Annotated in this window: 17 protein-coding genes; 3 read left to right on the forward strand and 14 right to left on the reverse strand. The window is 57.1% G+C overall.

Features of this window, described 5'->3' with window-relative positions:
- Positions 1 to 78: 78 nt before the first annotated feature.
- From ACXI0A_RS17440 to ACXI0A_RS17460, 5 genes are all read right to left on the reverse strand, one after another.
- A complete protein-coding gene (locus ACXI0A_RS17440) occupies positions 79 to 3210 on the reverse strand; it encodes an efflux RND transporter permease subunit (RefSeq protein WP_476147494.1) in 3132 nt (1043 codons plus the stop codon).
- A gap of 8 nt (positions 3211 to 3218) precedes the next feature.
- On the reverse strand, positions 3219 to 4355 hold the full coding sequence (locus ACXI0A_RS17445) for an efflux RND transporter periplasmic adaptor subunit (RefSeq protein WP_476147492.1): 1137 nt from the start codon (positions 4353 to 4355) through the stop codon (positions 3219 to 3221).
- 239 nt (positions 4356 to 4594) lie between these two features.
- Positions 4595 to 4783, reverse strand: a complete 189-nt coding sequence (locus ACXI0A_RS17450) for a hypothetical protein (RefSeq protein WP_038645063.1) — start codon at positions 4781 to 4783, stop codon at positions 4595 to 4597.
- 425 nt (positions 4784 to 5208) lie between these two features.
- Positions 5209 to 6939: a penicillin-binding transpeptidase domain-containing protein gene (locus ACXI0A_RS17455; RefSeq protein ID WP_224933443.1), complete on the reverse strand. Its 1731-nt coding sequence runs from the start codon at positions 6937 to 6939 to the stop codon at positions 5209 to 5211.
- 286 nt (positions 6940 to 7225) lie between these two features.
- Complete coding sequence (locus ACXI0A_RS17460) at positions 7226 to 9487, reverse strand: molybdopterin-dependent oxidoreductase (protein WP_476147491.1); 2262 nt, start codon at positions 9485 to 9487, stop codon at positions 7226 to 7228.
- A gap of 196 nt (positions 9488 to 9683) precedes the next feature.
- On the opposite strand from ACXI0A_RS17460, the gene galR reads away from it, so the two are divergent.
- A complete protein-coding gene (gene galR / locus ACXI0A_RS17465) occupies positions 9684 to 10685 on the forward strand; it encodes an HTH-type transcriptional regulator GalR (RefSeq protein WP_200578263.1) in 1002 nt (333 codons plus the stop codon).
- A 29-nt stretch (positions 10686 to 10714) separates the two neighbouring features.
- On the opposite strand, the gene ACXI0A_RS17470 is transcribed toward galR, so the two are convergent.
- Both ACXI0A_RS17470 and lysA read right to left on the reverse strand, forming a co-directional pair.
- A complete protein-coding gene (locus ACXI0A_RS17470) occupies positions 10715 to 11167 on the reverse strand; it encodes a GNAT family N-acetyltransferase (RefSeq protein WP_476147489.1) in 453 nt (150 codons plus the stop codon).
- On the reverse strand, positions 11164 to 12417 hold the full coding sequence (gene lysA / locus ACXI0A_RS17475; protein ID WP_476147487.1) for a diaminopimelate decarboxylase: 1254 nt from the start codon (positions 12415 to 12417) through the stop codon (positions 11164 to 11166). The genes ACXI0A_RS17470 and lysA overlap by 4 nt, the downstream gene beginning before the upstream one ends.
- A 108-nt stretch (positions 12418 to 12525) precedes the next feature.
- On the opposite strand from lysA, the gene ACXI0A_RS17480 reads away from it, so the two are divergent.
- Positions 12526 to 13446: a LysR family transcriptional regulator gene (locus tag ACXI0A_RS17480; protein WP_476147486.1), complete on the forward strand. Its 921-nt coding sequence runs from the start codon at positions 12526 to 12528 to the stop codon at positions 13444 to 13446.
- Here ACXI0A_RS17480 and ACXI0A_RS17485 read toward each other — a convergent pair.
- The gene (locus ACXI0A_RS17485; protein WP_224933447.1) at positions 13443 to 14606 is read right to left on the reverse strand and encodes an MFS transporter; all 1164 of its coding nucleotides are present in this window, start codon (positions 14604 to 14606) and stop codon (positions 13443 to 13445) included. The two genes, ACXI0A_RS17480 and ACXI0A_RS17485, sit on opposite strands and share 4 nt — an antisense overlap.
- A gap of 364 nt (positions 14607 to 14970) precedes the next feature.
- Here ACXI0A_RS17485 and ACXI0A_RS17490 point away from each other — a divergent pair, with 364 nt between their 5' ends.
- Complete coding sequence (locus ACXI0A_RS17490) at positions 14971 to 15597, forward strand: serine protease (RefSeq protein ID WP_476147484.1); 627 nt, start codon at positions 14971 to 14973, stop codon at positions 15595 to 15597.
- On the opposite strand, the gene ACXI0A_RS17495 is transcribed toward ACXI0A_RS17490, so the two are convergent.
- Genes ACXI0A_RS17495 through ACXI0A_RS17520 form a run of 6 tightly spaced genes read right to left on the reverse strand, consistent with a single transcriptional unit; the run spans position 15598 to position 19704 of the window.
- Positions 15598 to 16269 carry a DUF1989 domain-containing protein gene (locus ACXI0A_RS17495; RefSeq protein ID WP_476147483.1) on the reverse strand — a complete coding sequence of 224 codons (672 nt, stop codon included), beginning with the start codon at positions 16267 to 16269 and terminating at the stop codon, positions 15598 to 15600.
- A 13-nt stretch (positions 16270 to 16282) separates the two neighbouring features.
- The gene (locus tag ACXI0A_RS17500; RefSeq protein WP_224933457.1) at positions 16283 to 16948 is read right to left on the reverse strand and encodes an amino acid ABC transporter permease; all 666 of its coding nucleotides are present in this window, start codon (positions 16946 to 16948) and stop codon (positions 16283 to 16285) included.
- Complete coding sequence (locus ACXI0A_RS17505) at positions 16948 to 17598, reverse strand: ABC transporter permease subunit (RefSeq protein WP_476147481.1); 651 nt, start codon at positions 17596 to 17598, stop codon at positions 16948 to 16950. The genes ACXI0A_RS17500 and ACXI0A_RS17505 overlap by 1 nt, the downstream gene beginning before the upstream one ends.
- Before the next feature lie 3 nt (positions 17599 to 17601).
- Positions 17602 to 18249: a DUF1989 domain-containing protein gene (locus ACXI0A_RS17510; RefSeq protein WP_476147479.1), complete on the reverse strand. Its 648-nt coding sequence runs from the start codon at positions 18247 to 18249 to the stop codon at positions 17602 to 17604.
- On the reverse strand, positions 18233 to 18865 hold the full coding sequence (locus tag ACXI0A_RS17515) for a DUF1989 domain-containing protein (RefSeq protein ID WP_224933459.1): 633 nt from the start codon (positions 18863 to 18865) through the stop codon (positions 18233 to 18235). The genes ACXI0A_RS17510 and ACXI0A_RS17515 overlap by 17 nt, the downstream gene beginning before the upstream one ends.
- Before the next feature lie 2 nt (positions 18866 to 18867).
- A complete protein-coding gene (locus tag ACXI0A_RS17520; protein WP_476147478.1) occupies positions 18868 to 19704 on the reverse strand; it encodes a transporter substrate-binding domain-containing protein in 837 nt (278 codons plus the stop codon).
- Between the last annotated feature and the right edge of the window lie 18 nt (positions 19705 to 19722).

Consider the following 19722-nt stretch of genomic DNA (forward strand, 5'->3'; position numbering starts at 1 on the left):
CTCTGCGGTAATCGGCAAGGTGCGCATAAATGCGCCCCCTACATGTAGGGTCGCCATTTATGGCGACCTATCAGCGGCTTACGGTTTCTCTTCGGCGACTATCGCGCTTTTCTTCTTCCGCGCGAAAAACTGCGACACCACCACATAGAACATCGGGACGAAGAAGATGGCGAGGAAGGTGGCGGTGATCATACCGCCCGCCACCGCCGTACCAATCGAGTGCTGGCTACCCGCACCTGCGCCGTTGGAGATGGTGAGCGGCAGCACGCCGAGGATAAACGCCATCGAGGTCATGATAATCGGGCGGATACGCAGCCTCGCCGCTTCCACCGCCGCCTCGACCAGCGTTTTGCCTTCACGCTCGTGCAGCTCTTTGGCGAACTCGACGATCAGGATGGCGTTTTTCGCCGCCAGCCCGACCGTGGTGAGTAAGCCCACCTGGAAGAACACATCGTTCTGCAGGCCACGCAGCAATACCGCGCTGATAGTGCCGAGGATGCCGAGCGGCACCACCATGATCACCGAGAACGGAATTGACCAGCTCTCATACAGCGCCGCCAGACACAGGAACACCACCAGAATCGAGATCAGATACAGCTGGGTGGTCTGGTTGCCGGACGCCTGCTCTTCATAGGAAATGCCGTACCACTGCACGCGGAAGCCTTTCGGCAACTGCTTCGCCAGCTGTTCCACCGCTTTCATCGCTTCACCGGTACTCTGCCCTGCCGCTGGTGATCCGAGGATCTCTTCGGAAGTCAGGCCGTTGAAGCGTTCGAAGTGTGGCGAGCCGTAAACCCACTTGCCGGAGGCGAAGGCGGAGAATGGCACCATGGTGCCGCTGGTGTTACGGAAGTACCACTTATCGAGATCGGACGGCGTGACGCGTGAATCGGCTTTCCCCATCAGGTACACCTCTTTCACACGGCCGTTATACATAAACTGATCGATATAGCTGGAACCCCACGCCACCGACAGCGTGTTGTTAATGTCGGTCATGCTCAGGCCCAAAGCGCTGGCCTTCTCGTCATTGATCTCCAGCTGATACTGCGGCTCATCCTCCAGTCCGTTCATGCGCACCTGCGCCAGATGCGGATCTTTGTTGGCCAGATCGATTAACTGGTGCGTAGCAGCCATCATCTGCTGATGGGTGTGCGCGCCTGTGTCTTGCAGATAGAGGTCAAAACCGGTGGCGTTACCCAACTCCATCACCGCTGGCGGCACCATGGCGAAAATTTTGGCGTTTTGGTAGTTAGCAAAGTGCGCCATCACCCGGTTCGCCAGATCCTGCACGCTCTGTCCGCTGTGGGTACGATCTCCCCAATCCTTCAGACGCACAAAGGCCATAGCGTTACTCTGGCCGCGACCGGCAAAGTTAAAGCCCGCCACGCCAAAGGTAGTGGTGACCACTGAGGCTTCGTTCTTCTGCAGATAGGCATTCAGGTCGTTGATCACCTGCTGGGTACGCTGTGATGAGGAGTTAACCGGCAGCGTCATCTGCACCATCATCAAGCCCTGATCTTCTGCGGGCAGGAAAGTGGTCGGGACACGCGTGAACAAAAAGCCCGTCACGCCGACGATCACCAGGTAGATCACCAGGAACAGGCCGCGACGGGAAATGACTTTGCTGACGCCGCGCGTGTAGTGCATCGCACCGCTATCAAACTTACGGTTAAACCAACCGGCAAAACCGGTGGTCTTGTGCTCCGCTGCGGCAGGTTTGAGCAGGGTGGCGCACAGCGCAGGGGTGAAAATCAGCGCCATGATCACTGACAGCGCCATCGCCGAAACGATGGTGATCGAAAACTGGCGGTAAATCACCCCGGTCGAGCCGGAGAAAAACGCCATCGGCAGCAACACCGCCGACAGCACCAGCGCGATACCAAACAGTGCGCCCTGAATTTGCTGCATCGACTTGATGGTGGCAGTTTTCGGATCGAGGTGCTCTTCATGCATCACACGCTCGACGTTCTCCACCACCACAATGGCGTCATCCACCAATAGCCCTATCGCCAGCACCATCCCGAACATCGTCAGGGTATTGATGCTGTAACCGAAGGCCGACAGGATGCCGAACGTCCCGAGCAGCACCACCGGCACCACCAGCGTGGTAATCAACGTGGCGCGCAGGTTTTGCAGGAAGATCAGCATCACAAAGAACACCAGCACTACCGCTTCAATCAGCGTTTTTACCACTTCTTCAATCGAAGCACTGACCACCGGTGAGGTGTCATACGGATACTGAATTTCGACGTTATCCGGCAGCGAATCTTTGAGATCGGCAATGGTCTGGCGCACCGCTTTGGCGGTATCCAGTTCGTTAGCGCCGGTGGCCAGACGCAGCGCGATACCTGCCGCCGGTTGACCATTCATGGTGGCGTCAATGCCATAGCTCTGCGGACCGAGCGCCACGCTGGCGATGTCTTTCAGGCGGATCTGGGAGCCGTCGCTGTTCACCTTGAGCAGCACATTCTCAAACTGCTGCACGGTGGTGAAACGCGTTTTCCCCAGCACCGTAGCCTGAGTTTTTGCGCCCTGAATAGTCGGTAACCCCCCGAGTGAACCGGATGACACCTGCACGTTTTGATTATCGATGGCGGTAGTGACATCGCTCGGCATCAGGTTGTACTTATACAATTTGGCGGGATCGAGCCAGATGCGCATCGCGTATTCCGAACCCAGCACCATAAAGTCACCAACGCCCGGCGTACGGGAAATCGGGTCTTCCAGTTTCGACACCAGCATGTCGGCCAGATCGCCGTTGGTCAGCTTGCCGTCCTTGGAGATCAGCCCGATGACCATCATGAAGTTCTTCTGGTACTTACGGATGCGGATACCTTGTTGCGTCACATCGGTCGGTAATTGCGACTCCGCCAGCGACACGCGGTCCTGCACCTGCACCTGAGCAATATCCGGATTGATGCCCTGGTTAAAGGTGGCGATGATCTGCGCACTGCCGTCCGAGGCGCTGCTCGACTCCAGATAGCGCAAACCATCCAGGCCGTTCAGCTGTTGCTCAATCACCTGCACCACGGTGTTCTGAGTGGTTTCAGCGCTGGCACCCGGATAGGTGACTGAGATCGACACCGCCGGTGGCGAGATATTGGGATACTGATTAACGGGCAAGCTGATAGCGGCAATCCCGCCGACCAGCATCACGATAATCGCGATAACCCATGCAAAGATGGGACGTTCAATAAAAAACTTCGACATGCCGCCCCCTATTGCGCCGCTGCATCAGTCATCGACAGACTGACCGCGCTCGCGGATGGCGTGTCATGGGTATTCGCGGCGGTGGTGGTGACTTTCGCCCCATTGCGCACGCTTTGCAGATTGTTCACCACCACGTTTTCACCTTCGCTCAAGCCGGAGGTCACCAGCCACTCGCCTTTGATCATCTCGCCGGTTTGAATACTGCGCTGCTCAATGGTGTTGTCAGTTTTCACCACATAGACATACGGCTGGCCTTTTGAGTCATGCATGATCGACTCCTGCGGCACCAGAATCCCCTGCTGCTGAATGCCCTGCGGGAAGCTGGCGTGCACATACATGCCCGGCAGCAGTTCGTCATGAGGATTTGGGAACACCGCTCGCAGCACCACGGTGCCGGTGGCGGTATCGACGTTCACTTCCGAGAACGCCAGCTTGCCCTGCTGGCCATACTGGCTGTTGTCTTCCAGAGAGAGCCCGACCGCAGCGGTGTTGTCATCCACTTTGGCGATCTTGCCGTCGGCCAGCGCACGGCGCAGGCGCAGCAGATCGGTGGAGGATTCACTGACATCGACATAGATCGGATCAAGCTGGGTAATGGTGGCGAGATAGTCGGTCTGGCCGTTGGTCACCAACGCACCGGCGGTATAGATTGAGCGGCTGATATGGCCTGAGATCGGCGCCTTCACCAGCGTGTAATCCAGATTGACCTTAGCGGTTTCCACATCGGCTTGCGCTTCACGTTCTGCGGCCACAGCATCGTCATAGGTTTGCTGGCTGATGGCATGCGCGGATGCCAGCGGCTGATAGCGCTTCGCTACCATCGCATCGTTTTGCCAGGTGGCCATGGCTTTATCATAAGCGGCTTTATATGTCGCCGGATCAATCTGATACAGCGGCTGGCCGGCTTTCACTTCGCCACCCTCGGTAAACAGAATTTTCTCGATCACGCCGCTGACCTGCGGACGCACCTGCGCGGTACGTACTGCCGTGGTGCGGCCGGGCAACTGCGTCACCAGCGTAACGGGCTCAGATTTTAGGGCGATGACACCCACCTGGGGTGTGGCGGATGCAGCGGGCTTGGCTCCACCCTGGTCACAGGCTGCCAGTAAAAACACCACGCTGGCAGAAAGAAGTTTCAGGCGCATAATTTTTCTCTGGATAGAAGGAGGGATAGTCACGGATGTGATGACACTCAAAAAATCATTGTAGGGAGGGAGTTATGCGGCGGTTGTTAAGGTTGCGTAAAATATATTTTCCAAAGGAAAATGGTAAACCTTTCGTGCCATAAATGGCTGTGAAATTTAGCTTTTTGCGGGTTTTTATCGATGGTGCACATCAATGCGCACCCTACAAAAACGCAGGGTCGCCCTTTATGGCGACAGGATTATCCTTTCGGTTCGATTCCCCGGCGACGCAGTTCGCGACGCGCCAGATCTTTCAACCAGCAGGATAAGGTGATGTTTTCATCCTCGGTCACTTCACGCAGTTGATCGTGCAGTTCCGGATGAATACGCAACTGAAATGCCGAGGAGCGGCCCTCGCCTTTTGGCGTTCGGTCTTTGGTTTTTGGCATCGGGACAAACCTCAACGGATGACAATAAAAAACGCCCCAAAGCCGCGCTACCAACACGGCAAGGGGCTGGCGAACCGAAATGGAATGCGGCATCGCGGTGCGTTACATACAGGTTACACGGCAAGATATTTTTATGTTGGCGGGGAAGTGTTAAGACTCAGACAAGAGGTGTGAGCGAGTTCGCTGAGTGTTGAATTTCAGGCAAAAAAAACCCACGCATCTGCGTGGGTCGGTGCAACCGAACAGGGTGAATACCTGAGAACAGGTATCGCTGCCGCAGCAGCCGATCTTCACACCAATCAATACCTCTGGGACTTTTATCCTCGCCGAAAGCCCGGCGAGAAAACAGCCGCAAATCGCAACCGAGTTCGGCGAAATGCAACGAGGTGTGAAAAGCACGACTGCACAGTTACATCCTGATTTTACTAAGATTTATCCGAAGGTGGCTTCGTGTAAATGGCGTCCGGCGCGATGTTCATATGCTTCAGCACTGGCCCCATGATATTACCGAATATCGGTGCCGCCACCGTACCCCCGAAGTGGTCGCCCGCGGTGGGATGGTTAACCAGCACCACCAGCGCCACTTCCGGGTGGCTGGCAGGCGCAACACCGGCGGTGTAGTTCACATAGCCGCCATCATATTTGCCGGTTGGCCCCATCTTTTCAGCGGTACCGGTTTTGGTGGCCAGACGGTAGCCCGGCACGTTGGCACGCAAGCCAGATCCCCCCGGCAGTACGTCACTCTCCATCATATGGACCACGGTTTCAGCCGTCACCGGATTCGCCACCTGGGTGCCCACCACCGGCGGTGTCACTTTGGTGATGGAGAGCGGACGGTAAACACCGAAGCTGCCCAATGTGGCGTATTCACGGGCGATCTGCAGCGGCGTGACACGCAAACCATAGCCAAAGGCAAACGTCGCACGTTCAATATCCGCCCAGCGTTGACGGTGCAGCGGGAAATACCCCACGCTTTCACCGGTCAGACCCAGTCCGGTCGGTTTGCCGAGGCCAAAAGCCTGATAGGTTTTCACCAGCGCATCGGCGGGCATGGCTAACGCAATGTGTGAAGCACCGGTATCACTCGATTTTTGCAGGATGCCGGTGACGGTCAGGCGCGGCCAGTGACCCACGTCGCGAATCAAATGACCATTAACCGTATAAGGCGAGGTATCCAGCACCGAGTCGGGGCGGATCAAATGACGCTCCAATCCTTCCAGTACCACCAGCGGTTTAACGGTTGAGCCGGGTTCGTAGCTGTCATTGATCGCCGTGTTACGCATCTGGGCGGGCGTGGCGTTTTCATAATTGTTCGGGTTGAACGAGGGATAAGACGCCATCGCCAAAATTTCACCGGTATCGATCTTGATCAGAACTGCCGCACCGGAATCCGCTTTATTCAGCAGCACGCCATCACGCAGCTTACTGTAGAGCGTGAATTGATCGAATTTATCGATACTTAACTGGACCGTTGGCGGCTGCTTCGGCGGATCGTAATCCAGCATCGCTACGATGTTGCCCTCTTTGTCCTGGCGGTAAACCTCTTTGCCCGGCTCGCCTTGCAGCACATGATCAAAACCTTTTTCCAGCCCGTTCAGACCATTGCTGTCCGCACCCACAATGCCGATCAACGGCGCAGCGGCTTCACTCATGGGGTAGAAGCGGCTGTCGTTGTACACCGAACTCACGCCCTTGAGGTGCAGTTCAGCAATGTCTTTGGCGATGCCCAGCTCGATTTTGCGCCCAAGGTAGAGGAAGCGTTTCTTCGGATTGGCAGTGATCTGCGCGCGCAGATCTTCCGGGCGCATATTCAGCGCCGAAGCGAGATAAGTCCATTTCGCGTTAGTAAAGTCGGGATTGGCTTCCAGCACGCGCATTGGGTCCGCAATGATATCGCGCGCCGGTACGCTGAGCGCCAGGGCCTGGCCGTCACGATCGAGTAACGTGCCACGGTTGGTTGGCAGCGTGACGGTACGCAGCGAACGCTGATCGGCCTCATGTTCCAGCATCGGATGCTTAATCAGTTGCAGGTCGCCAACGAAGATCAGCAACAACACCATGCAGCTCAACACACCCAGACAAATCAGGCGAAAACGAAAAGGGTTAAACGGGGCTTTAATCTGGTCTTTTCCCAGAAATTTTTTAATCGGGGGCATAGCATTCCGCTGCGGTAGAGGAGTTATCCAGGCTTATTAACTGCAGTTATAAAGAAAGGTACGACGCGATGACAGGAAAACTGTGTATCAGTTCGTTAGCGAAACGTGCGGGCAAAAAAAACCTGCGCATCTGCGCAGGTCGGTGTAATCAAGAAAACTTTTTGATGTTCACCCATCAATACCTCTGGGACCCTGACTGTAGCAAGGTGGCACGATGGGAAACCATCTCTCAAACGCAACAGTTACCCGCAAAATGTAACCAGCAGTGAGATTGTTAGCGCCCCATTCACATCAGGTGTTTTTTGATTTCTACCAGGCAACTCATGGCGTTAGGGCCCTGGGTTAATGATGAGGTGCCGATGTCCAGCGTCAGCACATTGGGGTTGCCTGCGCGATCCCACGGCTGCCAGGCGCGGCCGAATCCGGGATCGAACCAGGCACCGGTGGCGATGATCACTACGCCGGGTGTTAAGCCATCAGTAAGACGCACACCGGCCAACATGCGGCCACGTGCGTTACTGACTTCAATCTCATCGCCATCGACGATTTGGCGAGCCTCAGCGTCCTGTGGATGCATATATAAGGTTTCGCGTCCGGCGGTTTTATTTGCCTGCACCGTGGCGGTGGCGTCCATCTGGCTGTGCAGTCGATCGGAGGGCTGAATTGAGATCATATGCAGCGGGAACGCCTCGCTCAGCGGCGCGCCCAGCCACTCCTGCGGCTCGCGCCACTCGGGGTGTCCGGCAAAATCCTCCAGCTGATAATCGGCGATGGTCTGACAGAACAGCTCGATTTTGCCGCTGGCAGTCTGGATCGGATGCGCGATCGGGTTAGCGCGGAAGTCATCCATAAACACATATGGCTTGCCGCCTTCCGGGATCTCAACAAAGCCACGCTCCCAAAATTCACCAAACTCCGGGAAGTGGATATCTTTGCGCGCATGCGCCACCGCACACTGCTGATACAGGTGCTCAATCCACTGCATCTCGTTGCGCCCTTCGGTGAACACCTCACGGTAGCCGAGGCGATCGGCGATATCCGCAAAGATATCGAAATCGTTACGCGCCTGATGCTGCGGTTTCACCGCCTGATGCATCGCAAACACAAAGCGATCGCGTGAAGATCCGCCGATGTCGTTGCGCTCCAGCGTGGTGGTGGCGGGCAACACGATATCCGCCATCTGCGCCGCGGGCGTCCAGACGATATCCTGCACGATCACGGTATTCGGGCGCTGCCAGCCTTCGACTAAGCGGTTGAGCTGCTGATGGTGGTGGAACGGATTACCACCCGCCCAGTGCACCAGATGGATATCGGGATAATTCAGGGTTTCGCCCTGGAAGTTGTAGGGCTGACCGGGATTGAGCAGCATGTCGCTGATGCGCGCGACCGGAATCGAGAAGTTGCCGGGATTCGGTCCGGTGCTCATCATCGGCGCGGGCCCTTCCTGACGCGGGTTGCCGACGCTGTTCATCGACCCGTGACCAAACGAGAAGCCGCCGCCTGGCAAGCCCGGCTGACCGAGCATCGAAGAGAGCGCAATCATCATCCAGTACGGCTGCTCACCGCGATGGGCACGCTGTACCGAGTAAGAACAGGTGATAAAGCTGCGTTTGCCAATCAGCTGCTGTGCCAGTAACGCGATACGCGCCGCCGGAATGCCAGTGATGGCACTCGCCCACTCCGGCGTTTTGGCGATGCCATCGCTTTCGCCCAGCAGATATTCACGTAGCTGCGGCCAGCCGGTGCAGTGGCTGGCGAGGAAGCTTTCATCCAGCGCGTGGCGACGGGTGATTTCGAAGCCAAGTGCCAGCATCAGCGCCACATCGGTATTCGGTCGAATCGGAATCCACTCGGCATTCACGAACGCCGGGCAGTCATCGCGCATCGGGCTGATGTTGATGATCGGCGTGCCCTTCGCCGTGAGCTGCTCCAGCGCCGGTTTCAGGCTGTGCTGTCCGGCACCGCCCGACGCTACCTGGCCATTTTTCAGCGCCAGTCCACCGAAGGCGATAAAGATGTCGGCATGTTCCACCACACTCGGCCAGTCTGTGACGCGGCCAGTGAGCGGCATATAGGTGCCAATCACATACGGCAGGAAGAATTGTGCCGCGCCCCAGCTGTAGTTGCCCTGCTGATCCACCCCGCCGCCGCCCTGAAAATAGAAACGACGGATCAGGGTACGCGCATGGTTAACGCGTCCCGCCGAAGACCAGCCATAAGAGCCGTTAAAAATGCCTGATGCGCCGTAGCGATCGCGCACGCGGCGGTTCTCTTCTGCCACCAGATCCAGCGCAGTATCCCAATCCACGGCGACGAAATCTTCGCGTCCACGCAGGGTGCGATCGCTGTTTTCGCGCGACTTCAACCACGAACGGCGCACCATCGGCTGGCGAATACGCTTATCCGAATAGACCAGCTCAGGGATGGTATTGAGCATCGGCGATGGGTCGGCATCAGCAAAGAAGGGTTCGCAGCCAATCAGGCGGTCGTTTTCGGTGACGGCTGTAAATGCGCCCCAGTGCGCCAGGTGTGGCACGCGTGTTTTCATGATTATTGGGTCCGGCAGGCAGGTCTGAATCGTACTGGCAGCATAACATGCCGCCCTGGTGTGCTGAAGTCTGGCTGTGAGCGTCTGATTTTCCGCGCTTTTGCGACAGCGCTGGCATTCTCGCGGGTTGCTACAGGTACTGTTTTCCGTAACACTGGTGAGATGTGTAAACGTTTTCCCGGATGCAAGTAATCGCATGGCTACCATTAAGGATGTTGCCCGCATGGCAGGGGTATCGGTCGCGACCGTTTCCCGCGTCATCAATAATTCGCCCAAAGCCAGCGAGAGTTCACGCCTCGCCGTTACCCAGGCAATGGAGCAGTTACAGTATCACCCGAACGCCAATGCACGCGCGCTGGCGCAGCAATCCACCGAAACCCTCGGTCTGGTGGTGGGTGACGTTTCCGACCCGTTTTTTGGCGCGATGGTGAAAGCGGTTGATGAAGTCGCAGGCGCAACCGGTAACTTTCTCCTGATTGGTAACGGTTACCATATCGAGCAAAAAGAGCGTCAGGCGATTGAGCAGCTGATGCGTCATCGCTGTGATGCGCTGGTGGTGCACGCCAAGAAAATTCCTGACGCCGATCTGGAAGTGCTGATGAAGCAGGTGCCGGGCATGGTGCTGCTGAATCGCCTGCTGAAAGGCTTTGAATCGCGCTGCATCGCGCTGGATGACCGTTACGGTGCCTGGCTGGCGACACGCCATCTGATTCAGCAAGGCCATACCCAGATCGCGTTTATCTGCTCAACCCACCCAATTTCTGACTCCGAAGACCGCCTGCAGGGCTATTACGATGCGCTGAAAGAGCACGGTTTGCCGTCCAACGACCGTTTAGTGGCGTGGGGCGAGCCGGATGAAGTCGGTGGTGAGCAGGCGATGACCGAATTGATGGGGCGCGGTAAGCAGTTCACGGCGGTGGCCTGTTACAACGACTCAATGGCGGCTGGCGCGCTGGCGGTGTTAAGTGATAACGGTATTCGCGTGCCGGAAGAGATGTCGCTGATTGGTTTTGATGATGTGCTGGTGTCACGCTATGTGCGTCCACGTCTGACCACGGTGCGCTACCCGATTGTCACCATGGCGCAGCAGGCGGCACAGCTGGCGCTGGCGTTAGCCAACGGCACTGAAATGCCGGAGGTGACCAATATGTTTAGCCCGACGCTGGTGAGAAGGCATTCGGTAAGCGGGCCGGGTTGATGTCCAGGTGCGCATTAATGCGCACCGGGTCATAACGCCTGCGAATAGACCTTCACCCGTACATCCGGGAACTCCAGCGCGTCACACTGATACTGCCAGCCAAAGCGCTCGTAGTAGCCGCCAAACGTTGACCACAGCCACAACTTTTCATGTCCGCGCTCACGGGCGTAATTCAACACATGCTGCTGTAACGCTTCGCTCAAGCCATTGCCGCGCGCATGTTCATCCACATACAGCGCGGCGATCCACGGATAGAGATCCTGACGGCTGATCAGATCACAGCGCCAGAACCCCACCGTGCCCAACGGCACATCGCCATCCAGCGCCACAAAGGTCACCGGATATTCGGCACCGTTCAGGCTGCTGCGCACAATGCTGTCGTAAAACTCTCGCGACGTCCCTTCACCAAACGCCTGCCACAACCAGTCGGTGATATGGCTGGCGTGATGCGGCACCTCGCTGAGCGCAACAATCTTGATCACATCAGCTCCAGCGCCAGCAGCTCCTGAATCGTCTGCGCACGACGAATTTCACGCGGAGCGCCATTCTCAAACAGCACTTCCGGAATCAATGGACGGCTGTTGTAGTTGGAAGACATCGAAGCGCCATACGCGCCAGTATCGTGGAACACCAGATAATCACCGACCTGCGTCGCAGGCAGCGCACGGGTTTCGACTTTGCCGCCTTCCAGTTGGGTGAATACATCGCCCGACTCGCACAGCGGACCGGCCACCACGCTCTCAACGGTTGCATCACTCAGCGCGCGGCCATCGGCTGGCAGCACGGAAATATGGTGATAGCTGCCGTACATCGATGGACGCATCAGATCGCTGAAGCCCGCATCGACCAGCACGAAGTGACGGCTGCCCATATCTTTAACCGCACGCACCTGCGACACCAGCACGCCAGACTCTGCCACCAGGAAACGACCCGGTTCAATCTCCAGTTTCACCGGATGGCCAAGATGCGCCGCAATGCGGTCACGTGCGCCACTCCACAAACCGAAATAGTGCTGGGTATCAATAGATTCTTCGCCGAAACGGTAAGGAATCGACAAGCCACCGCCGGCTGAAATCGCTTCCAGATCCTGACCAAATTCGATCACCTGATCGACCATCGCGTCACACACCTGCTGCAGATGGCCGTAATCAACACCCGAACCGATATGCATATGCAGGCCCACCAGTTTCAGGCCGTGCTGCTGAATCGCCGCCAGCGCCAGTGGCAGATCGCTGTGCCAGATGCCGTGCTTGCTGTTCTCGCCGCCGGTATTGGTTTTCTGGCTGTGACCGTGGCCAAAACCGGGGTTAATACGCAGCCACACTTTATGGCCCGCAGAAACCGCACCCAGCTGATGCAGCATATCCACTGAACCGGCGTTGACCGGCACTTTTAGCTCGGCGATACGTGCCAGCGTTGGCTGATCGAAAACGTCAGCGGTGAAAACGATATCTTCGCCACCCGGCTGGAAACCGGCGGCCAGGGCGCGCTCAATTTCACCCAGTGACACCGAGTCGACCTTGACGCCCGCGGCACGCATCAGGCGCAGAATATGAATATTCGAGCAGGCTTTCTGGGCGAAACGCACCACGTCAAATGCGCTCAGCTGGGCAATACGCTGCTGGATAATGGAGGCATCGTAAGCCCAGAATGGACCAGCATAACGCTGTGCCAGTGGCAGTAAATTATCAGCGGTCAGGGCCGTTTCGGTGTTGTTCAGTGGACGTGGCATCTCAATTCTCCTGTGTCTTTGTAACTATTTAGCCACAACCACTCAATTCATAAAAATATCTGTTTTAGCGTCAGCTATACAAATATGATATGGGCTAGCGGAGGAGTGATGGCAAAAATTAACTGGCGACATATCGAAATTTTCCATGCGGTGATGACCAGCGGCAACCTGACGCAGGCCGCCGCATTGCTGCACACTTCACAGCCGACTGTCAGCCGTGAGCTGGCGCGGCTTGAGCAGCAGCTCGGTCTGGAACTGTTTGAGCGGGTGCGCGGACGATTGCAGCCCACCGTGCAGGGTTTGCGTCTGTATGAAGAGGTGCAGCGATCCTGGTACGGCTTAGACCGCATCATGGATGCAGCGGAAGGCTTGCGCCAGTTTCGTCAGGGCGAGCTGTCGATTGCCTGCTTACCAGTATTCTCACAGTCACTGCTGCCGCCGCTGCTGCAACCTTTTTTGCAGCGCTATCCTCAGGTCAGCCTGAACATCATTCCGCAGGAGTCGCCGCTGCTGGAAGAGTGGCTCTCTGCACAGCGCTACGATCTGGGTCTGACCGAAACCCAACATGCGCCAGCAGGCACCGATCGCGTGCCGCTGCTGACCTGCGATGAAGTGTGCGTGCTGCCGCCCAACCATCCGCTGTGCCAGCGTGAGGTGCTGACGCCGCAGGATTTTCAGGGGGAGAATTACGTCAGCTTGTCTCGCAGTGACAGCTATCGTCAGTTGCTGGACTCGCTGTTCCATGAGCAACAGGTGGAGCGCCGTTTAGTGCTGGAAACGCACAGTGCGGCATCGGTATGCGCGATGGTGCGCGCGGGGGTGGGGATTTCGATTGTGAATCCGCTGACGGCGCTGGATTACGCCGACAGCGGTGTGGTGATGCGCAAGTTCAGTATCGCGGTGCCCTTCACCGTGAGCCTGGTGCGGCCACAGCATCGCCCGGCATCAGCGCTGGTTGATCACTTCTGCGACCACCTGCAACAGCAGGTGGCCACCTTTACCCAACGCATTGCCGAGCGTCTGGTTTAAGCGCGTACCGTTTCACCCTGGCCGCCCGATTTACGGAAGGTGATCAGGCAGATGACCAGACCCATCACCGCCAGTGCGGAGGCGGCCACCGGCACTGATGTCAGGCCATAGCCTTTATCAATCACCGCGCCGCCCACCCAGGCACCGAGCGCGTTGCCGACGTTAAAGGCGGAGATATTCAGCGTCGAGACCAGATTGGGTGCATCTTTACCGTGACGCACCACGTTGATCTGCAAGCCAGGCACGGTAGCAAAGGTCGCCATCGCCCACAGGAACAGGGTGATTTCTGCCAGCCACAGCGCGTGACTGGTCCAGCTGAACAGCAGCGAGAATACAGCGATCAGCACAAAGCTGAGGATCAGGCTGAAGGAAACTTTCCAGTCGGCCAGTTTGCCGCCGAGGATGTTACCGACGGTTAAGCCCGCGCCAATCAGGAACAGCGTCCAGCTCACGCCGCGATCGGTGATGCCGGTCACCTGCAACAGCAGCGGTGCAATGTAGCTGAACAGCGCAAACATCGCGGCGGCAAAGAACACCGTCATCAGCAGCGACAGCCACAGCTTGCCATTGGCCAGCGCACTGACTTCACTCGCCAGATGCACCGGTTTCTCTTCTTTATTGGTTGGCAGACTGACAATTAATGCGATAAAGGCAAAGATGCCGATAATCGCCACGCCCCAGAAAGTCGCGCGCCAGCCGAACAGCTGACCAAACCAGGTGCCGAGTGGTACACCCAGCACATTGGCGAGGGTTAAGCCGGTGAACATCAGCGCTACCGCCGATGCCTGACGGCTCGGTGCCACCAGACTCGCCGCCACCACCGCACCTATCCCGAAGAAGGCGCCGTGACACAGTGCGGTAACCACTCGCGCCAGCATCAATAAGTTGTAGGTGTACGCCAGCGCACACAGCACATTGCCGATGATAAAGATGATCATCAACAAAACCAGAGTACGTTTACGTGGCAGTTTAGCCGTCAGCAACGCCATGATCGGTGCACCGATGGCCACACCCAGCGCATATCCGCTGATCAGCCATCCTGCTGAAGGAATCGTCACCTGCAGATCGCCCGCCACTTCTGGCAGTAATCCCATAATCACGAACTCCGTGGTGCCGATGGCGAACGCACTCAGCGCCAGCGCCAGTAATGCAACAGGCATAACACACTCTCCTAAAATGTTTTGCAGGCAGGCCGCACAACGAACGCCGTACGGTTACAACGGACGCTTATAGATATTTGAACTGCGTCACATTCTGATTAAAGCACAGGCTTGGCAGCTCAACCAGCCTCTACGCTGCAAGGCTTTTTTGCTTGCAACGCAATAATCCCCGCGCGGGAAAGTGACTCTGCCTGACCACTGAGACAGACCGACGTTTTCACGCTACGCTTGATACAGATGTGATCGCTGTCACAGCGGCTCAGCTTTTGGCGCTAAATCAATCAGTAAAGGATGGGCGCGCATTGCCGATACCTCAACCAATTACGCGGTAATGCGGTGTCAAAAAATGCAGGGGGAATGACCTATGCGATGGCTGATCGCACTGACAGTGGGTTGCCTGAGCGGCTGCTCCGTTGGGCATTACGAGTACAGCAAAGAAGCCGCGAAACGCGTCGATATGACGGTCACCGGGATTCCTACCGTGCTGGGTATTGGCGCGCTGGGCACCACCATTCCGCTGACACCCGAATACAGTTTAACGGCCGCGCACGTGGCGAAATATTCGATGTATCGGGTGAAAGCCTGGCATCCTGAGTGCGATATCGCCGTGGTGTATCACAAGAACACCGAACCCAATCTTCCCCCACCGTTCCGCAACAGCCATATTGGCGACAACGTCAATCTCTATGGCTACAGCTTTATTTCTGCCATGCCGGTGGCGTCGAGCGGTAAGAATTTGATTAATACCACGTTGGCCAATGACTGGAATAAGCCGAGTTGCGTAGTGGTGGCCGCGAATGCGGGCGTGGTGAAAGGCATGTCGGGCGGCGCGGTGTATAACGCCAGCGACGATACGCTGGCGGGGGTGATTGTTGGCTACAGTAGCGCGATTGATGACAACAAGAGCGGTAAGACCTTGTATAAGGATGTGGCGCTGTATGTGCCCTATGCACGCTTCCAGGCGTGGCTGGATCAGGTGGTGAAGTCGTAATTACGCTGGCACCCAGGCTCCTTTCAACAGCACCTGCGGGAAACCGGCAGTCAGAATACGCAGTTCGGCATCGCGCGGGGTGTTGTCGCCCTGCCCCTGAATGCTGACAATATCCTGCGGACAGGCAGAGAATGCCACGAAGCAATCCATCTCGGCGCGCAGCACAATGTAGTCACCTGGTTTGGTCACCACCGGCAGTGTTTTCAGGGTGATGCCGTCCGGCTGCACCTGAATGTTCATGAAAATATTCAGTGACGCCAGGTTACCGTGCGGCAGCTCGACGCCTAATTCGCGCATGCCTTCGAACAGGTTGTCGTGACAGTTGCGGTGATATTCAGTGCAGCCCAGAAGCTCATAACGACGCGCATCGCAGGCCGCCATAAAGGAGTCATGCACGCCCGGTGAGGTATCCGCCACCAGCGTCAGAATCGGGTGGCGCTGGCTGGTGATAAAGCTGTCACCGACCTTGGGATTGAGACGCTGATTCCACACGCGCGTCGCTTCCATACACATATATTCACTGACGTCTTCGGCGTTATATGCCCAGCAATCCACCACTTGGGTGCCATGCAGATTGATCACCTGCACCGCTTCCCCTTTCTTCAAACGCACCGCTCTGCCGAAGCGCGCGGGAATGGTAATTGCTTCACGATGCTGATATTCAGCTGACATAGTGTTCTCCTGATTAGTGCTGCATGCCGCGACGATAGCGCGTCATGCGAGATTCAAGGCCGCGTGCCAGCCAGTCGATCAGACTGTTGAGCAGCCAGTAACAGAGCGCCACGGTGAGATAGATCTCCAGCGGCGCGTAGGTATCCGAAATCGCCTGTTTGGCGGCGTACATAAACTCCTGCACCGAGACGATCGACAGCAGGGCAGAGTCTTTAATCAAACCAATCATCAGCCCGACCAGCGGAGACAGCATCTGCGGCAAGGTTTGCGGCAACACCACATCGCGCAGCTGTTCACTGCGGCTCAAACCCAATACGCGACACGCTTCCCACTGCCCCTTAGGCAACGCCTCGATGGCCGAACGGATCACTTGCGCAATGTAGGGCGCGTAATAGAGCGTCAGGGCCAGCACGCCCACCACTGGCGATGACAGCGTGATGTCGTATTCCGGCAGCACGAAATAGAGCAAATAGATCACCACCAGCAGCGGCAGTGCGAGAGTTAACCCGCTGTAAAGATTGAGCAATCGCAACCAGAACGGCGAGGCACGCATCAGCAGCAGCGCCATCAGTCCGCCCCACACCAGCGAGCAGAGTGCCGCGACAATGCACAGTTGCAGCGTGGCGATCATGCCGTCACCGAGTGAAGGCAAAGAGGTGAGAATGGCTTGCCAATCCATTAAGCGATCCTCCGTTTAGCTTCCAGACGTCGGGCGGCGGCAATCAACGGCATGGCGATCAGCAGATATCCGGCCGCCACCAGCAGCAGAACCTGCGTAGCTTCATAGGTGCGCGCAATCACAATCTGCCCGGCATAGGTCAGTTCGGTCAGCGCCACTACCGAGGCCAGCGGCGTGGTTTTCAGCAGGATGGTGAACTCATTGACTAACATCGGCAGACTGGCGCGCATCACCTGCGGATTGATCACGTACCACCAGGTTAAGAAGCGGCTGAGCCCCAACGTGCGTGCCGCTTCAAGCTGGCCGCGTGTCACCAGCGAACGGTTCACGCGCAAAATCTCCGCCACGTAAGCGCCGCTGTTAAGGCCGATGGCAATCACGGCGGCCAGCATCGGCTGACCGCCCAGTCCCAGGCGCGGCAAGGTGAAAAACACCACGAACAGTTGCACGATGGCCGGAGTGCCGCGCATCAGGCTGACATACAGCCGACCGATGGCGCGCCAGATCCAGGCGCGGCGCAGTTGCAGGAAGCAGCTAAGCTGCCCCATCACCACGCTGACCAACGATGCCAATACGGTAAGTACCAGCGTCATCAGCAGGCCGTGTCCGAGTTCCGGCAGCGCGGCCACTACCTGTTGATCCAGCCCCATGCGTTACTCCGCGTTAAAGTCGTGCAGGTTTTCCGCCACCGACAGCAGCAGCGGTGCCGGTTGGTCGTTGCCCTCAATGCCGGTGTTGCAGGCGGAAACGATAAACTGCGTGTCCATCACCACGCGGCAGGTAATGCTGTCGCCTGCTTTGGTCAGGTTTGGCTCCGGCAGGAGGTCACCGGCCCGCGTCAGTTTGACGTGCATAAACAGGTTGATCGGGTCCGGCAGCTTTGGCACCACCATCCCCAATCGCGCGAGCTCACCGCTCACCGCTTCCAGGCAACCTTCACCCTGATAACCTTTTTCCGTTAGAAAGGCGCGGGTCGAGGCGGGCAGCAACAGGTCGTGACGTTTCACGCTGTCTTTGCCCAGCACCATCATCGGGCGGCGACGGTTGTTCACCAGACGCATACCAGAACCCAGCAGATAGCTGTTACTGAAGACGCGGGTGTGGTGCACGGAAAGCCACACCGCCGGATCGGCAAGGCTAAACCCAAACAGGGAAGCCACCGCGCCGTCGCCCTGGGCCGTAATACGCAGCAACTGGCCGCGCAATACTTTAATCGACCCAACGCTGCCCGGTTCCACCGTGACCGACTGAGCCAGCGTGCGCTCAGCGGTCTCTTCATAACTTTCACGCATTAACAGCATGATTCATCTCCTCTGCGTGAAACGCGTCACTCACCACGATATCAATCGGCGTGACCTGCAAACCGTTGCCGGGAATGATGTCCTGCGGGCAGGACGATACTGAACAAATCAGATCGCACAGCGCTTCAAAGGTAATGCTGTCGCCCGCTTTACTGTTGGGATCAGTCACTTCCATACGGCCATCGGCGGTGACCGGGCCGTTCTGGAACAGGTTGAATGGCTCGGGCAGCGAGAAGTAAGTCACGCCAAAGGCTTTCATGCCTTCCAGCAGGTTATCGACGCAGTTGCGATGTCCTTCAACGCCGAAATCAACGCTGAAGCGAGTACGATCGCAAGCCGGCACGTTGGCATCGTGAATGCCGATACTGTCCGCCAGAATGCGCAGCATCGGGCGGTTTTCACTCGACCACAGCGCATCGCCGGGCTTGAAGAACAGCGAGCGCAGATGCTGGCGGGTATGCACCGGCGACAGCTTTTCATTCAGGTCATCGGCATTGACCGCGACGAAATCCGCCGCCTGCTGCCCTTCACTGTCAATCACGGTAATAAACTGGCCCTTACGCACGCGGAAGGTTTTGCCATGGCCCGCAGGCACCGTCAGGTTGCTCTGGCACATAATTACTCCTGGGGAATGAAATCGCTGGCGGGCACGGTAAAGGTGGTGCCGAGATACTGCTGCTGCAGCTTGGTCAGTTCGCCATCTTTCTGCATCGCCAGAATGTGGTCGCTGATGGCTTTGTTCAGGCTGCCGTCTTCTTTGCGTGTTGCCCAACCCATCCACTGCGAAGGCCCAACTTCACCGACCTGCGCCACTTTACCGGCGTATTTTTTCGCGATCGGCGCCAGCACGGAGATGTCGTCATAAACGAAGTCAGCGCGTTTGGTCATCAGAGTGCTGACGGTCTGATCCAGCGAATCCACGTTGATGATGGTGATCGGTTTTTTACCCTCTTTTTTCAGCTGCTCGTTAAAGCCTTTCAGCAACTGCTCGGGCACGCTGGCGGTTTTTACCGCACCGCGCAGGCCAGACAAGCTTTCCGGGCTGAGCGTTTTGCCGCTGAAGGTGCTGGCTTCACTTTCACGCACCATCACGCCGTTGACGGTTTTGCTGTAAGGCACGGTGAACAGCACTTTCTTCGCGCGCTCGGCGGTGACGTTAAGCGAAGAACCTTCGGCGTTGAACGAGCCAGAGATCAGGCCCGGCAAAATGCCGCTGAAGGCGGTTTTCTGAAATTCCAGTTTCACACCGAGATCTTTGGCGAAGGATTGCATGATCGCCACGCTGTAGCCGGTGATCTCACCTGCGTCATTGGTGTATTCGTATGGAGGAAAGGTTGGATCGATGCCAACGGTGATTTTTCCGCTGCTTTTGATGTCACTCAGGGTGTCGGCTTGCGCCTGCGCCATGGTGCCAACGGAGAGAAGTGCGGCGATCAGCAGTGCTGTTTTTTTCATTATGGTGTTTCCCTGGTG

The sequence above is a fragment of the Pantoea sp. C1E2 genome, assembly GCF_056491465.1.

Excerpts from the sequence above, each read along its gene's own strand:
- ACXI0A_RS17460 (WP_476147491.1), bottom strand. The coding sequence starts at position 9,487 with ATGAAAACACGCGTGCCACACCTGGCGCACTGGGGCGCATTTACAGCC.
- galR (WP_200578263.1), top strand. The coding sequence starts at position 9,684 with ATGGCTACCATTAAGGATGTTGCCCGCATGGCAGGGGTATCGGTCGCG.
- ACXI0A_RS17490 (WP_476147484.1), top strand. The coding sequence starts at position 14,971 with ATGCGATGGCTGATCGCACTGACAGTGGGTTGCCTGAGCGGCTGCTCC.
- ACXI0A_RS17495 (WP_476147483.1), bottom strand. The coding sequence starts at position 16,269 with ATGTCAGCTGAATATCAGCATCGTGAAGCAATTACCATTCCCGCGCGC.
- ACXI0A_RS17505 (WP_476147481.1), bottom strand. The coding sequence starts at position 17,598 with ATGGGGCTGGATCAACAGGTAGTGGCCGCGCTGCCGGAACTCGGACAC.
- ACXI0A_RS17440 (WP_476147494.1), bottom strand. The coding sequence starts at position 3,210 with ATGTCGAAGTTTTTTATTGAACGTCCCATCTTTGCATGGGTTATCGCG.
- ACXI0A_RS17450 (WP_038645063.1), bottom strand. The coding sequence starts at position 4,783 with ATGCCAAAAACCAAAGACCGAACGCCAAAAGGCGAGGGCCGCTCCTCG.
- ACXI0A_RS17445 (WP_476147492.1), bottom strand. The coding sequence starts at position 4,355 with ATGCGCCTGAAACTTCTTTCTGCCAGCGTGGTGTTTTTACTGGCAGCC.
- lysA (WP_476147487.1), bottom strand. The coding sequence starts at position 12,417 with ATGCCACGTCCACTGAACAACACCGAAACGGCCCTGACCGCTGATAAT.
- ACXI0A_RS17485 (WP_224933447.1), bottom strand. The coding sequence starts at position 14,606 with ATGCCTGTTGCATTACTGGCGCTGGCGCTGAGTGCGTTCGCCATCGGC.
- ACXI0A_RS17500 (WP_224933457.1), bottom strand. The coding sequence starts at position 16,948 with ATGGATTGGCAAGCCATTCTCACCTCTTTGCCTTCACTCGGTGACGGC.
- ACXI0A_RS17455 (WP_224933443.1), bottom strand. The coding sequence starts at position 6,939 with ATGCCCCCGATTAAAAAATTTCTGGGAAAAGACCAGATTAAAGCCCCG.
- ACXI0A_RS17520 (WP_476147478.1), bottom strand. The coding sequence starts at position 19,704 with ATGAAAAAAACAGCACTGCTGATCGCCGCACTTCTCTCCGTTGGCACC.
- ACXI0A_RS17510 (WP_476147479.1), bottom strand. The coding sequence starts at position 18,249 with ATGCTGTTAATGCGTGAAAGTTATGAAGAGACCGCTGAGCGCACGCTG.
- ACXI0A_RS17480 (WP_476147486.1), top strand. The coding sequence starts at position 12,526 with ATGGCAAAAATTAACTGGCGACATATCGAAATTTTCCATGCGGTGATG.
- ACXI0A_RS17515 (WP_224933459.1), bottom strand. The coding sequence starts at position 18,865 with ATGTGCCAGAGCAACCTGACGGTGCCTGCGGGCCATGGCAAAACCTTC.